General features: G+C 38.7%; 12 protein-coding genes, 1 rRNA gene and 1 other annotated feature. All 13 genes read left to right on the top strand.

Annotated features, from left to right (window positions below; all coding sequences use genetic code 11):
* Window positions 1–70: 70 nt before the first annotated feature.
* Window positions 71–186 (top strand): 5S ribosomal RNA (gene rrf, locus CKJ95_RS07050).
* 1038 nt (window positions 187–1224) lie between these two features.
* Window positions 1225–1926: an MgtC/SapB family protein gene (locus CKJ95_RS07055; RefSeq protein WP_099352711.1), complete on the top strand. Its 702-nt coding sequence runs from the start codon at window positions 1225–1227 to the stop codon at window positions 1924–1926.
* Window positions 1927–2111: 185 nt separating this feature from the next.
* A complete protein-coding gene (locus CKJ95_RS07060) occupies window positions 2112–2573 on the top strand; it encodes a CtsR family transcriptional regulator (RefSeq protein WP_099352712.1) in 462 nt (153 codons plus the stop codon).
* 28 nt (window positions 2574–2601) lie between these two features.
* A complete protein-coding gene (locus tag CKJ95_RS07065) occupies window positions 2602–3147 on the top strand; it encodes a UvrB/UvrC motif-containing protein (protein WP_099352713.1) in 546 nt (181 codons plus the stop codon).
* Between the two features lie 3 nt (window positions 3148–3150).
* Window positions 3151–4239: a protein arginine kinase gene (locus CKJ95_RS07070; protein WP_099352714.1), complete on the top strand. Its 1089-nt coding sequence runs from the start codon at window positions 3151–3153 to the stop codon at window positions 4237–4239.
* Window positions 4240–4245: 6 nt separating this feature from the next.
* The gene (gene clpC / locus CKJ95_RS07075) at window positions 4246–6699 is read left to right on the top strand and encodes an ATP-dependent protease ATP-binding subunit ClpC (protein WP_099352715.1); all 2454 of its coding nucleotides are present in this window, start codon (window positions 4246–4248) and stop codon (window positions 6697–6699) included.
* Window positions 6700–6905: 206 nt separating this feature from the next.
* Window positions 6906–8273: a DNA repair protein RadA gene (gene radA, locus CKJ95_RS07080; protein ID WP_099352716.1), complete on the top strand. Its 1368-nt coding sequence runs from the start codon at window positions 6906–6908 to the stop codon at window positions 8271–8273.
* Window positions 8274–8552: 279 nt separating this feature from the next.
* Window positions 8553–9644, top strand: coding sequence for a PIN/TRAM domain-containing protein (locus tag CKJ95_RS07085; protein WP_099352717.1), 1092 nt, complete (start codon window positions 8553–8555; stop codon window positions 9642–9644).
* A gap of 34 nt (window positions 9645–9678) precedes the next feature.
* Window positions 9679–10365 carry a 2-C-methyl-D-erythritol 4-phosphate cytidylyltransferase gene (gene ispD / locus CKJ95_RS07090; RefSeq protein ID WP_099352783.1) on the top strand — a complete coding sequence of 229 codons (687 nt, stop codon included), beginning with the start codon at window positions 9679–9681 and terminating at the stop codon, window positions 10363–10365.
* A gap of 43 nt (window positions 10366–10408) precedes the next feature.
* Window positions 10409–10891 (top strand): 2-C-methyl-D-erythritol 2,4-cyclodiphosphate synthase, encoded by a 483-nt coding sequence (gene ispF / locus CKJ95_RS07095; protein WP_099352718.1) that lies wholly within the window; start codon window positions 10409–10411, stop codon window positions 10889–10891.
* A 68-nt stretch (window positions 10892–10959) separates the two neighbouring features.
* On the top strand, window positions 10960–12417 hold the full coding sequence (gltX, locus tag CKJ95_RS07100) for a glutamate--tRNA ligase (protein ID WP_099352719.1): 1458 nt from the start codon (window positions 10960–10962) through the stop codon (window positions 12415–12417).
* A 46-nt stretch (window positions 12418–12463) separates the two neighbouring features.
* Window positions 12464–12724, top strand: a binding site (T-box leader).
* 181 nt (window positions 12725–12905) lie between these two features.
* Window positions 12906–13574 carry a serine O-acetyltransferase EpsC gene (gene epsC / locus CKJ95_RS07105; protein WP_099352720.1) on the top strand — a complete coding sequence of 223 codons (669 nt, stop codon included), beginning with the start codon at window positions 12906–12908 and terminating at the stop codon, window positions 13572–13574.
* Window positions 13555–14952 (top strand): cysteine--tRNA ligase, encoded by a 1398-nt coding sequence (gene cysS, locus CKJ95_RS07110; RefSeq protein WP_099352721.1) that lies wholly within the window; start codon window positions 13555–13557, stop codon window positions 14950–14952. The genes epsC and cysS overlap by 20 nt, the downstream gene beginning before the upstream one ends.
* Window position 14953: the final 1 nt, after the last annotated feature.

The following is a 14953-nucleotide window of genomic DNA, read 5'->3' on the forward strand; positions in this document are numbered from 1 at the left end:
ACCAAAATACTTCGAAAACATGAATGCACGTACGTTATCTAGTTTTGAAGGAATGAATCCTTCAACATAGTCTAGTGGCGATAGCGAAGAGGTCACACCCGTTCCCATACCGAACACGGAAGTTAAGCTCTTCAGCGCCGATGGTAGTTGGGGCATTGCCCCTGTGAGAGTAGGACGTCGCTAGGCAACTAAAAGATCAACCGTTATGGTTGGTCTTTTTTTGTGCATAGAAAAATAGTAAAGAATCGGATCTATTAATGGTATATCGTAAACGGTCTAATCGGTATATTGTCATTTTGAAAAATGATAAGTGCTATACTGCAAATGGCCTAATCGGTATATCGCCATATTGAGAAACGATAAATGCTATACCGTAAACAGCCTAATCGATATATCACCAACTCGAGAAACAATAAATGCTATACCGCAAACGTCTTAAATGGTATATTGTCATATCGAGAAACAATAAGTGCTATACCGTAAACAGCCTAATCGGTATATCACTAACCCGATAAACGATAAATGCTATACCGCAAACAGCTTAAACGGTATATCACTAACCCGATAAACGATAAGTGCTATACCGCAAACAGCCTAATCGGTATATCACTAATCCGATAAACGATAAATGCTATACCGTAAACAGCTTAAACGGTATATCACTAACCCGATAAACAATAAGTGCTATACCGCAAACAGCCTAATCGGTATATCACTAACCCAAGAAACGATAAATGCTATACCGTAAACAGCTTAAACGGTATATCACCAACCCAGAAACAATAAATACTATACCGCAAACAGCCTAATCAGTATATCGCTAGCTCGCAAAAACGATAAATACTATATCGCAAGCAGCATATAAACGATAAACCAGCAGTACCATCGAAGCCTCTATTGATTTACTTTAAACATACTATAAAATATTCCTCAGCTCCTCCAAAAAACCGACCCTTTTTAATCTTAACTCCCCATAACCATGTTAAATTTTACATACTCATGAATATCAATAATTTATATCAGTTTGTTTATGATAAAAATGTCTTATTTATAAGTATTAATTACTATTCTAAAAAAATGGGTCCTCAGAAATCATAATTTAATTGATGAATCGTATACTTATAAAACACTAAATTTTTTTCTTGTTTAAAAAAGGGGATTTAGATTGCCTATCGAATAACTAATAAAAGGTTTTTGCATATATATAAAAGGGGAGGATGTAACATGATTGATTTTATTGCATCGTTCCAAACAGAAGAATTTTTAACGATGTCGATACGGATTTTTTTAGCGGCGTTATTGTGCGGGTTAGTTGGATTGGAGAGAGAGGTACATAAACACCCTGCTGGGTTTCGTACACATTTGCTAGTTGGGGTCGGCTCTTGTTTAATGATGTTGATGTCTATTTATGGGTTCCAGCCTTATTTAGAAATGAGTACAAACGTACGTTTTGATCCAGCGCGAATTCCTTCCTATGTTATTAGTGGTATTGGATTTTTAGGTGCTGGTACCATTCTTGTTAGGGATGCAACTGTACGGGGGTTAACGACTGCTGCTTCCATTTGGGTGGTTGCTGGTTTAGGGTTAATTATCGGTTTAGGCATGTATGCTCCTGCCATATTAACAACAATAGTTGTTTTATTGAGCCTAATTTTTCTTAATCGATTTGAGGAATTCTTCTTTAAATCCAGAAAAAGAAAAGTTGTTCATATCATTATCAATGAAGATATATCTTCATTTTCTTCAATCCTACAACTATTTAAAGATAATGATTTTCGGGTAAGGGATTTTAATATTAAGTACTCGAAGGATAAAATTAATAATAATTGCCAGTACACGATTGATGTTGAAGTCGGAAGTAAAAATGAACGTTTGCGATTGTATGAAGAAATGTCAAAACAAGAAATGGTGCAAAAAATTTTCTAATTTGGTGTTTAGGGGAGTACTAGATTTGGAAAGTATAGGATAGTAAATGCCTTGAAAATGATTGCCTAAATAATTTTGACGTTCAATTTGAAAAGCGAAACAGTTGAAAAATTAGTGCGGTCATTTTATATTATAGTTATAGTCAAATATAGTCAAAGTCAAGGTCAAGGTGAGGTGTGGTCATAATGAGGAATATATCTGATATCATCGAACACTATCTAAAAAGTGTTCTTGATACAAGTGATCGAGCTATAGTTGAAATAAAAAGAAGTGAGATTGCCGATAAATTTGAATGTGTCCCATCTCAAATTAACTATGTAATAAATACACGATTTACGCTAGAGAGAGGCTATTTAGTTGAAAGTAAACGTGGTGGTGGGGGTTATATTCGTATTATGAAGGTAAAAACGAATAATGATTCTCAGTTGATTAATCAACTCGTTCGCCTTATAGACAAACGGATTTCTCAAACGAGTGCTGAAGATGTGATTTTGCGTTTAATTGAGGAGGAAGTGATCTCGAAAAGAGAGGCGAAGATCATGCTAAGTGTAATTGACCGTTCCGTCCTGTTTCTTGAGCTTCCTCATCGGGATGAGTTGAGAGCACGTATGTTAAAGGCAATGCTAACATCCCTCATGTATAGATAATAAGGTTAGAAGTAGGAAGGTGCTTAACATGATATGCCAAGAATGCAATCAACGTCCTGCGACATTACATTTTACAAAGATTATTAACGGTGAAAAGACAGAGGTTCATATATGTGAACATTGTGCTCAAGAAAAAAGTGAGATGTTTATGTTTCCAGGCACATCTGGTTTTTCAATAGATAACTTATTAGCAGGACTTCTACAATTTGAACCACTTGCAGGTTCAAAGCAAAATGCTTTTCAACAAAATGAGGTTTTACAATGTCAAAACTGTAAAATGACTTTTCAACAATTTGCAAAGGTAGGTCGGTTTGGCTGCTCGCATTGCTATCCAACCTTTGAAAAACAACTTACCCCAATCTTAAAACGTCTGCATAGTGGTAATACACATCATACAGGGAAAATTCCAAAACGAATCGGAGGCTCCTTCCATATCCGGAAAGAGATTGAACAATTAAAGCAAAAGATGCAGGAATATATTTCCCTAGAGGAATTTGAAAAGGCTGCAGAAGTTCGTGACCACGTAAGGGCTTTAGAGAAAAAGCTAAGTGGTTACAAAGAGGGGGAGGTTTAATCAATGTCACTTGAGCATTTTATCAATCAAGCCTTAAGCTCTTGGATGAGTCAAGAAGGGCCGGATTCGGATATTGTCTTAAGTTCAAGGATCAGGCTTGCTCGAAATTTGAAAAATGTCCCCTTTTCAACGGTTTATTCGAATGAAGAAGCTCAGCAAATTGTGGAAGTCTTCCAAAAGGGCTTTTCAGGGAAGCGGTTTCCGTCAAATGGAGAAATGGAGTTATTAAAAATGATGGAGCTTCAGCCTATTGAAAAGAGGGTGCTTGTTGAAAAACATTTGATAAGTCCACATTTAGCTGAGGACTCTCCGTTTGGGGCTTGTCTTTTATCTGAAAATGAAGAAATTAGCATTATGATTAATGAAGAAGACCATATTCGAATACAATGTTTATTCCCAGGGTTACAATTAACTGAAGCTTTACGGGTTGCAAATAACCTGGATGATTGGATTGAAGAGCATGTCGATTACGCGTTTGATGAAACAAGAGGTTATTTAACCAGTTGTCCGACGAATGTAGGGACTGGGATACGTGCTTCTGTGATGATGCATCTGCCAGCACTTATCTTAACTCATCAAATGAGTCGAATTATCCCGGCAATCAATCAACTTGGCCTTGTCGTAAGGGGAATATATGGTGAAGGCAGTGAAGCGTTAGGAAATATCTTTCAAATTTCTAATCAGATTACGCTTGGAAAGACGGAAGAAGATATTGTTGAAGATTTAGAGAGTGTTGTTGCCCAGCTAATTGCGCAAGAACGTTCTGCACGAGAAGCTTTGGTAAAAACCTCTAATATTCAGTTGGAGGACCGAGTATTCCGTTCCTATGGGGTTTTAGCTAATAGTCGGATCATTGAATCGAAGGAAGCAGCTAAGTGTTTATCAGATGTCCGATTAGGTATAGATCTAGGCTATATAAAAGATATATCAAGAAGTATCCTTAATGAACTCATGATTTTAACACAACCTGGTTTCCTACAATCATATGCTGGTGGGGCATTAAGGCCTAATGAAAGAGACGTTAAAAGAGCGTCTATCATTCGAGAAAGATTGAAGCTAGAAAATAATAAGACTACTGACCATGGAGGGTGATGGGTTATGATGTTTGGCAGATTTACTGAGCGTGCACAGAAGGTATTAGCGTTAGCTCAAGAGGAAGCTGTGCGATTAGGGCATAACAATATTGGAACTGAACATGTATTATTAGGTCTTATTCGAGAAGGCGAAGGAATCGCTGCAAAGGCCTTACTTGCACTAGGATTAGGACCTGAAAAAATTCAAAAAGAGGTTGAGGCTTTAATCGGCCGTGGTCAAGAGGGATCACAGACAATTCATTATACCCCACGTGCCAAAAAGGTAATCGAGTTATCCATGGATGAGGCTCGTAAGCTTGGTCACTCCTATGTGGGTACAGAGCACATCCTCCTGGGTTTAATTCGTGAAGGGGAAGGCGTAGCTGCACGAGTATTAAACAATCTTGGAGTGAGCTTAAATAAAGCTCGACAGCAGGTTCTTCAGCTATTGGGAAGCAATGAGTCATCATCAGGACATCATGGTGGAGGTTCTGCAAATGCCAATACCCCAACCCTTGATAGTTTAGCACGTGACTTAACTGCGATTGCAAGAGAAGGCAGCCTTGATCCAGTTATCGGCCGTAGTAAAGAAATTCAACGTGTAATTGAGGTACTTAGCCGTCGTACGAAAAACAACCCGGTACTAATCGGGGAGCCTGGTGTTGGTAAAACGGCAATTGCAGAAGGATTAGCTCAACAAATTATCAATAATGAAGTACCGGAAACGCTTCGTGATAAACGAGTAATGACCCTTGATATGGGTACAGTGGTTGCGGGTACTAAATACCGTGGGGAATTTGAAGACCGCCTAAAAAAGGTAATGGATGAAATTCGTCAAGCTGGCAATATCATTCTATTTATAGATGAACTTCATACCCTAATCGGAGCAGGTGGAGCCGAAGGGGCAATTGATGCGTCAAATATCTTAAAACCATCACTTGCTCGTGGTGAACTACAATGTATTGGTGCTACAACATTAGACGAATATCGAAAATATATTGAAAAGGATGCTGCTTTAGAGCGACGCTTCCAACCAATTCAAGTGGATGAACCAACTGTAGAAGAATCTATTTTAATTTTAAAAGGATTACGCGATCGTTATGAAGCGCATCATAGAGTATCAATCTCAGATGAGTCTATCGTTCAAGCTGTTAAACTGTCAGATCGCTATATTTCAGACCGCTTTCTGCCAGATAAAGCAATTGACTTGATTGATGAGGCTGGTTCAAAGGTTCGTCTTCGTTCATACACTGCACCACCAAATTTAAAGGAGCTTGAACAAAAGCTTGAAGAGGTTCGAAAGGAAAAGGATGCAGCGGTTCAAAGTCAAGAGTTTGAAAAAGCGGCATCATTACGTGATTCCGAGCAACGCCTTCGTGAGCAGTTAGAAGAAACGAAGAAAAACTGGAAAGAAAAACAGGGGCAAGAGAATTCTGAGGTTACAGTAGATGATATCGCAATGGTCGTATCAAGCTGGACTGGGGTCCCTGTATCAAAGCTAGCACAAACTGAAGCGAATAAATTATTAAACATGGAAGAAATCCTCCACTCACGTGTAATCGGTCAGGAAGAGGCAGTTAAAGCAGTTTCCAAGGCAGTTAGACGTTCACGTGCAGGATTAAAAGATCCGAAGCGCCCAACGGGTTCATTTATTTTCCTTGGCCCAACAGGTGTAGGTAAGACAGAACTGGCTCGTGCTCTAGCTGAATCTATTTTCGGCGATGAAGATGCAATGATTCGTGTGGATATGTCTGAGTACATGGAGAAGCATTCTACATCTAGACTAGTGGGTTCACCTCCAGGGTATGTCGGCTATGAAGAGGGCGGTCAATTAACTGAAAAGGTCCGTCGTAAGCCATACTCTGTCGTCCTACTAGATGAGATTGAAAAAGCACATCCAGATGTGTTTAATATTTTACTTCAAGTGCTTGAGGACGGCCGTTTAACTGATTCCAAGGGGCGCACCGTAGATTTTAGAAATACGATATTGATTATGACTTCAAACGTCGGAGCTAGCACATTAAAACGCAACAAGTATGTTGGTTTTGCACTTGAAGATGAAAAACAAGATTATAAAAACATGAAGGATAAGGTAATGGAGGAATTGAAGAAAGCATTCCGTCCAGAATTCCTCAATCGTATTGACGAAATCATCGTCTTCCACTCACTAGAGAAGAAGCATCTGAAGGAAATTGTAACACTCATGTCAGATCAGTTAACGAAACGTCTAAAAGAGCAAGACTTTGAGCTTGAGTTAACAGAAGCCGCTAAAGATCGAATTGCTGAGGAAGGCTATGATCCTGAATATGGGGCACGTCCATTACGCCGTGCAATTCAAAAACAAATTGAAGACCGTTTGTCTGAAGAGCTATTACGCGGTAAAATAGAAAAAGGAAAGAAAATTGTAATGGACTTTGATAACGGAGAATTTGTTATTCAAACGAAGGAAGTCGAAGAAACAAAAGAAACAGTGAAATAACATGTAATTTGTAAAAGAGGTATACATTAAATTGTTTGTGTATACCTCTTTTTTCTAAACAATGTCTAGCTCCTGACGCCATCGGCTCGAGGTCACAAGCTTATCGCTTCTGAAGGCAAAAAGCGCCTTCTTTCAGCGCTTATCTTGTGCTTGTCGCCGATTAACGGGCGTCTTGCGCTTTTCTAATAAAGAAAGGATTAATGACGATGGCAAAAACAAAAACGAAATTCACCTGTCAATCCTGTGGCTATGAAACACCGAAATGGATGGGAAAATGTCCAGGATGCGGTGCGTGGAATTCATTGGTCGAGGAAACCTTGCATAAGCCAGCTAGAAAAGGTGCTTTTACTCATTCAAGTCCCACAGTTCAACGAAAGCCTTCACCAATCACTTCAATCGAGTCAGAAAATGAACCAAGAATGTATACAGCAAACCAAGAATTTAATCGCGTACTTGGTGGCGGAATCGTAAGAGGTTCACTTGTCCTAATTGGGGGAGACCCAGGTATAGGAAAGTCTACCTTACTGCTACAAGTATCCTCTCAATTAGCCAAACAAGACAAAGTTTTATATATTTCCGGAGAAGAATCGGTCAAGCAAACTAAGCTACGTTCTGATCGCCTAGGTGTTTCCTCTGATCAATTGTATGTCTTAGCGGAAACGGACCTCGAATTTATTTCCCAGACAATTTCTGAGCTTAAACCTTCTTTTGTAGTCATTGACTCCATTCAGACGATTTATCACTCTGATATTGCCTCTGCTCCTGGTAGTGTGTCACAGGTGCGTGAATGTACAGCAGAGTTAATGCGAATTGCAAAAACAAATGGGATTGCTATTTTTATCGTTGGTCATGTTACGAAAGAGGGAAATATTGCAGGCCCACGTTTATTGGAGCATATGGTTGATACTGTTCTTTACTTTGAGGGGGAACGTCATCATACATACCGAATTTTACGTGCGGTGAAAAACCGTTTTGGTTCAACCAATGAAATGGGTATTTTTGAGATGAAGGAAACAGGCCTTGAAGAGGTCGCAAATCCATCTGAAATTTTTCTAGAAGAGCGTTCTGCAGGATCTGCAGGATCAACGGTTGTTGCCTCAATGGAAGGGACGCGACCAGTCCTCGTTGAAATTCAGGCATTAATTTCACCAACTAGCTTTGGAAATCCACGACGAATGGCAACTGGAATTGACCAAAATAGGGTTTCGTTATTAATGGCTGTATTAGAAAAAAGAGCAGGTTTTCTTTTGCAAAACCAAGATGCCTATTTGAAGGTCGCAGGTGGAGTGAAATTAGATGAACCAGCAATAGATTTAGCTGTTGCTTTAAGTATTGCTTCAAGTTTCAGAGATCAAGCAACAAATCCGGCAGACGTTATTATTGGAGAGGTTGGTCTAACCGGTGAGGTAAGAAGAGTTTCTCGTATCGAGCAGCGGGTCCAGGAAGCAGCAAAGCTGGGTTTTAAGCGAGTAATCCTTCCTGAACGTAATCTTGGTGGATGGACCATTCCAAAGGGCATTGAAGTTATCGGCGTAAGTGATATTAGGCAGGCTATTCAACATACACTAGGATAGCTTAAATATTGGTATAAAAAAATCTAGTGAAAATGAAACATCTTTGCTTCTTTTTACGTATAGTAAGTGTGAACAAATGGACATACCACTTTCTTGACGTGCCGCTTATACTGATTAAATTTTTTTTACAGGAGCAGTAATAATTTTAGTAGGATTTTAAAATAATATATAGGTATCGTTTACACGTCTATGTCATTCTGTTTACATTTTGAAAAAAGCTATTTATTGTAGGTTTCAATTATTATAAAGTGATTATAATGAATAGGAGGAGGTGAAGGAATGTTAAAACGTATTGTGCAGCTATTTTTTCTAATCGTCGGAGGTATGATAGGAATTGTATATCTACCGGATTTACTTAAGCTGTTAAATATCGACAATATTCCATACTTAAATAACTCATATACGCTTGCGATTTTAGGTGCTATTATATTATTTATTGTTACTTTTTGGTTAGTAGATTATATCGTAGGTCTAATTAAATGGCTTGAAGAGTCATTGATCAAAGCTCCTGTTACAGATGTGTTATTTGGAAGCCTAGGTTTAATTTCAGGATTAATTGTTGCATTTTTAATTGTGATTCCATTAGACCGTATTACATTTTCAGTCGTAAATACAGTGCTTCCTATTTTCATAACCCTGCTTTTGGGATACTTAGGTTTCCAGGTTGGTTTTAAAAAGCGGGATGAGCTTGTGAACTTATTCTCTATTAACCGTGCTGGGAAGAAAAAGGGCTTAGAGGACGAGGAAGTTAACCAACAGGCCAAAAAACTTAAAATTTTGGATACAAGTGTAATTATTGATGGACGTATTGCAGATATTTGCCAAACCGGGTTTCTTGAAGGAACTATTGTCATTCCACGATTTGTTTTAGAGGAACTTCAGCATATTGCGGATTCTTCAGACGTGTTAAAGCGAAACCGTGGTAGAAGAGGTTTGGATATTTTAAACCGAATTCAAAAAGAACTATCAATCAAGGTAGATATTTATGAAGGTGACTTTGACGATATACAAGAGGTTGATAGTAAGTTAGTGAAACTTGCAAAATTAACGATGGGTGTAGTCGTGACAAATGACTTTAACCTTAACAAGGTTTGTGAGTTGCAAAATGTAGCAGTATTGAACATTAATGACTTAGCAAATGCTGTAAAACCTGTTGTGTTACCGGGTGAAGAATTGAGTGTGCAGGTCATTAAGGATGGAAAAGAACATAATCAAGGTGTTGCTTACTTAGATGACGGCACAATGATTGTCGTTGAAGAAGGTCGTGATTATATCGGAAAACGCATTGATGTACTTGTAACGAGTGTGTTACAAACATCAGCGGGTCGAATGATATTCGCAAAACCAAAGCTGCTTGAAAAAGCTTTATAATTGAATACTTAAACATCGATAGGGGCGCTACATGGTGAATTATCAGGTTATAATTCCTGCTGCTGGTCAAGGAAAGAGAATGAATGCAGGAAAGAATAAACAATTCATCGAATTGCAATCAATACCAGTAATTGTTCATACTTTAAGAGTTTTTGAACAGGATCCAATGTGTTCAGGAATCATTCTAGTGATCAACAAGGATGAACAGCTAATCTTTGAAGAATTGCTTCAAACATATCGCATTCAAAAGGTTGTTTCTTTGGTTCAGGGTGGCAGTGAACGACAGTATAGTGTTTATAATGGCTTACTAGCAGCGAAAAATACAGATATTGTGTTGGTTCATGATGGTGCCAGACCTTTTCTGAAACAAGAGCATGTTCATGAGTTAGTAAGTTTGGCAGCAGAAAAGGGAGCGGCTGTTCTAGCGGTTCCCGTAAAGGATACAATTAAACGCGCCTCTAGTGATTTATATGTGGAAGAGACAGTTGAACGTTCTAGCTTGTGGGCAATCCAAACCCCACAAGCTTTTCATGTTTCTATCTTACAAGAAGCACATGAATTAGCTAGAAAAGAAGATTTTCTCGGCACAGATGAAGCGAGTCTCGTTGAAAGAATTCCGAAACAAGTTTATATTGTTAGAGGCGATTACTTAAATATTAAACTTACGACTCCAGATGACTTAATTTTTGCTGAAGCAATCTTACAAAACTGGACAAGCTAAATTTTTTCTGGAGTAAACAACTTGATAAAAAGGGGGAGAACCCATGTTTCGTATTGGGCAGGGCTTTGATGTTCACCAATTGGTTGAAGGACGCCCGTTAATTATAGGTGGAATTACAATCCCATATGAAAAAGGATTATTAGGCCATTCTGATGCAGATGTATTGTTGCACACAGTATCTGATGCCTGTCTTGGTGCGATTGGTGAAGGAGACATAGGCAGGCATTTTCCGGATACAGACCCGAATTTTAAGGATGCTGATTCTGCAAAACTTCAACAGCATGTATGGGAGCTGGTGAGGAAAAAAGGGTATAGGCTTGGAAATATCGACTGTACCATTATTGCTCAAAAGCCTAAAATGGCACCGTATATTGAACAAATCAGAGGACGAATTGCCGAATTGTTAGAAGCAGACCCATCACAGGTGAATGTAAAAGCCACAACAACTGAAAAATTAGGCTTTGCGGGTCGTGGTGAGGGAATTGCAGCACAAGCTACAGTGCTATTGTTAAAGGAGGATAACTAATTCTTTGACAGTAAACAAAGTGGTGTTAAAATATCAATGATATAAAGGTCGTAACGGAGGGTACATAAATGTCAAATAACGTTCGAGTGCGATATGCACCAAGTCCAACAGGACATTTACATATTGGAAATGCAAGAACGGCTTTATTTAATTATCTCTATGCTAGAAACCAAAATGGAAAATTCATTATCCGTATTGAAGATACAGATAAGAAGCGAAATATTGAAGGTGGCGAAGAGAGCCAGCTTAAATATTTAAAATGGCTTGGCATTGATTGGGACGAAGGACCAGATGTTGATGGTGAGTATGGCCCATACCGTCAATCAGAGCGTAATGAGATTTATCAAAAGTATTATACAGAGTTACTAGATAAAGGACTCGCTTATAAATGCTATTGTACGGAAGAAGAGATTGAAAAAGAGCGTGAAGAGCAAATTGAACGTGGCGAGACTCCTCATTATTCAGGAAAATGTCGTCACTTAACAAAGGACCAACAACAAGCGTTAGAAAATGAAGGAAGTCAACCAAGTATTCGTATCATCATTCCTGAAGGAAAGGTGTTCACGTTTCATGATATGGTTAAAGGCGAGATTTCTTTTGAATCTGAAGGCATGGGCGATTATGTAATCGTGAAAAAGGATGGAACACCTACTTATAATTTTGCCGTAGTTATTGATGATCACTTAATGGAGATTTCACATGTGTTACGTGGAGAAGACCATATTTCAAATACACCGAAGCAAATGGTGGTGTATGAGGCATTTAACTGGGATATCCCAACCTTTGGGCACATGACATTGATTGTAAATGAAAGCCGTAAAAAGCTTAGTAAGCGTGATGAGTCGATTATTCAATTTATTGAACAGTATGAAGAACTTGGATATCTTCCTGAAGCTTTGTTTAACTTCATAACTCTATTAGGATGGTCACCGGTTGGAGAAGAAGAGCTTCATACAAAAGAGGAGTTTATTGAGATCTTTGATCCGGCACGTCTTTCAAAATCACCTGCTGTATTCGATACACAAAAGCTTACTTGGATGAACAACCAGTATATGAAAAATATAGAACTAGATCGCCTAGTTGAACTATCATTGCCACACTTAATTAAAGCTGGTAGATTGAGTGAGTCATTAAGTGACATTGACAAGCAATGGGCACAAGATTTAATTGCACTTCATCAAGAAAAGATGAGCTACGGTGCTGAGATTGTTGAATTAACAGAGCTTTTCTTTAGAGATGAGTTAACGATTGAAGAGGATGCTAAGGAAGTTCTTGCAGGTGAAACAGTTCCTGAAGTTTTAAAGGCGTTTTTACAAGAGGTTGAAGGTCTTGAAACATTTGGTGCTGCTGAAATTAAGGCGGCGATTAAAGCTGTTCAAAAAGGAACTGGACAAAAAGGTAAGAATCTTTTCATGCCAATTCGTGCGGCTGCAACAGGTCAACTTCATGGACCTGATTTACCTCAAGCAATCCATCTATTAGGAAAAGAAAAAATAATTTCACGCCTAAATAGTTTAATTAGTTAACATCTTGTTGAAAATGTAATATAGTATAGTTAATCAATTATATAATTTAAAAGTGTTGATAAGGAGAGTAAATAAGTGATTGACATTAAAGTATTTGCACGACTCGGGCAAATATGAACAGAGAGAACCATCACCGGCTGAAAGTGGTTTATGGGAAACGCTTATTGAAATGCACCTTTGAGTCTTTTATCGAACCATATATGTAGTAGATAAAAGCGGAGTCTCACCGTTACGAGATTAAGTTGAGGTAATGAGATACCATTTATTACCTAAACAGAGTGGAACCGCGCGATTGAGCGTCTCTGTGTTTTTACACAGAGGCGCTTTTTATTTTTGAAAAAAATGTCTAATGTCTAGCTTCAGCGCCTAGCCCCTCGAGGTCACAATCCAATCGCTTTGAAGGCAAAGAGTGCCTTCTGTCAGCGCTTGTCTTGTGCTTGTCGGGGCTGAGCAAGGCGCTTACGCTTTTCTTATAAGGAGGGTTGATTGTGTTTAAGCGAATGAAAGAGGATATCGAAGTTGTGTTTGAACAGGACCCGGCTGCAAGAACTCATTTTGAGGTGATGCTGACATACTCCGGATTGCATGCAATTTGGTCACACCGAGTGGCACATTTTCTTTTTAAACGAAAATTGTTTTTCTTAGCTAGAACTGTTTCGCAAATAAGTCGTTTCTTCACAGGAATTGAAATTCACCCTGGTGCTAAAATTGGCCGTCGCTTTTTCATTGACCATGGGATGGGCGTAGTGATTGGCGAGACCTGTGAAATTGGGGACAATGTGACAGTATTTCAGGGCGTAACCCTAGGTGGAACAGGGAAAGAAAAAGGGAAGCGACACCCAACGATTAAGGACAATGCACTGATTGCAACAGGAGCCAAAGTATTAGGATCGATTACAATTGGAGAGAATTCAAAAGTAGGAGCGGGTTCGGTTGTTCTGCAAGATGTTCCTCCGAATTCAACCGTCGTCGGGATCCCCGGTAGGGTTGTAATCCAGGATGGTATCAAAGTTAGAAATAGCAAGGATTTAAATCACCGTGATTTACCAGATCCGGTTTTAGATAAAATCAGAGAACTAGAAAACGAAATTGAAAACCTAAAAAAGGTAATCCAACACAAGGAAGGAGCAAAGGATAATGTCCATTCACCTTTATAATACGCTAACTCGGAAGAAGGAAGAGTTTAAACCAATTGAAGCAAACAAAGTAAAAATGTATGTATGTGGTCCAACTGTTTATAACTATATCCATATTGGGAATGCACGGCCTGCCATTGTATTTGACACAGTTCGTCGTTATTTTGAATTTAGAGGCTATGATGTTCATTATGTATCCAATTTCACAGATGTTGATGATAAATTAATTAAAGCAGCAAATGAGTTAGGTGAAGAGGTGCCAACTATTGCAGAGCGATTTATCGATGCTTACTTTGAGGACGTGTCTGCATTAGGTTGTAAAAAGGCGGATGTTCATCCGAGAGTTACAGAGAATATGGATATTATTATTGATTTTATCCAAGCTCTTATCGAGAAAGGCTTTGCCTATGAATCTGAAGGTGATGTTTACTATCGTACGAGAGAATTCAAGGAGTATGGAAAGCTCTCGCACCAGTCCATTGACGAACTACGTGTGGGTGCGAGAATTGAAGTGGGAGATAAGAAGCAGGATGCCCTTGACTTTGTCTTATGGAAAAGTGCCAAGCCGGGAGAGATTTATTGGGAAAGCCCATGGGGCAATGGTCGCCCAGGTTGGCACATCGAGTGCTCGGCAATGGCCAAAAGATATTTAGGTGAAACAATTGATATTCACGCAGGTGGCCAGGACTTAGCGTTTCCACACCATGAAAATGAAATTGCACAATCTGAAGCAGTGAGTGGAAAAACTTTTGCAAATTATTGGATGCACAATGGCTATATTAATATCGATAATGAAAAAATGTCAAAATCTCTTGGAAACTTTGTATTAGTTCACGATATTATCAAGGACGTTGACCCACAGGTATTACGCTTTTTTATGCTGTCTGTCCATTATCGACACCCAATTAACTATAGTGTTGAATTACTAGAAAGCACAAAAAATGCCTTAGAACGATTACGTACTTCATACGCAAACTTAAAGCATCGTCTGCAAAGCAGTACGAATCTAACGAATGATGATGAAACATGGCTAGAAAAAATCACAGCTTTTCGCAATGGTTTCATTGAGGCAATGGATGATGATTTTAATACAGCAAACGCAATATCTGTTTTGTTTGAGTTATCGAAACAGGCCAATTATTACTTGCAGGAAAAAAACACGGCAGAAAAGGTTCTCGAAGCCTTTATCCAAGAATTCGAGGTATTATTTAATACACTAGGTCTTAAATTAGAAGATGAACAATTACTTGATGAGGAAATCGAAGAACTAATTGCAAAGCGAAACCAAGCACGAAAAGATCGCGACTTTGCTTTATCTGACCAAATTCGTGACCAATTAAAAGCTATGAATATTATTCTAGAAGACACTCCTCAAGGTACAAGATGGAAAAGAGGATAAT

The organism is Fredinandcohnia onubensis, assembly GCF_002734285.1.
GTDB classification, from domain to species: Bacteria; Bacillota; Bacilli; order Bacillales; family Bacillaceae_L; genus Ferdinandcohnia; species Ferdinandcohnia onubensis_A.

Excerpts from the sequence above, each read along its gene's own strand:
- CKJ95_RS07055 (WP_099352711.1), top strand. The coding sequence starts at position 1,225 with ATGATTGATTTTATTGCATCGTTCCAAACAGAAGAATTTTTAACGATG.
- CKJ95_RS07070 (WP_099352714.1), top strand. The coding sequence starts at position 3,151 with ATGTCACTTGAGCATTTTATCAATCAAGCCTTAAGCTCTTGGATGAGT.
- clpC (WP_099352715.1), top strand. The coding sequence starts at position 4,246 with ATGATGTTTGGCAGATTTACTGAGCGTGCACAGAAGGTATTAGCGTTA.
- ispF (WP_099352718.1), top strand. The coding sequence starts at position 10,409 with ATGTTTCGTATTGGGCAGGGCTTTGATGTTCACCAATTGGTTGAAGGA.
- cysS (WP_099352721.1), top strand. The coding sequence starts at position 13,555 with ATGTCCATTCACCTTTATAATACGCTAACTCGGAAGAAGGAAGAGTTT.
- CKJ95_RS07085 (WP_099352717.1), top strand. The coding sequence starts at position 8,553 with ATGTTAAAACGTATTGTGCAGCTATTTTTTCTAATCGTCGGAGGTATG.
- CKJ95_RS07060 (WP_099352712.1), top strand. The coding sequence starts at position 2,112 with ATGAGGAATATATCTGATATCATCGAACACTATCTAAAAAGTGTTCTT.
- CKJ95_RS07065 (WP_099352713.1), top strand. The coding sequence starts at position 2,602 with ATGATATGCCAAGAATGCAATCAACGTCCTGCGACATTACATTTTACA.
- gltX (WP_099352719.1), top strand. The coding sequence starts at position 10,960 with ATGTCAAATAACGTTCGAGTGCGATATGCACCAAGTCCAACAGGACAT.
- radA (WP_099352716.1), top strand. The coding sequence starts at position 6,906 with ATGGCAAAAACAAAAACGAAATTCACCTGTCAATCCTGTGGCTATGAA.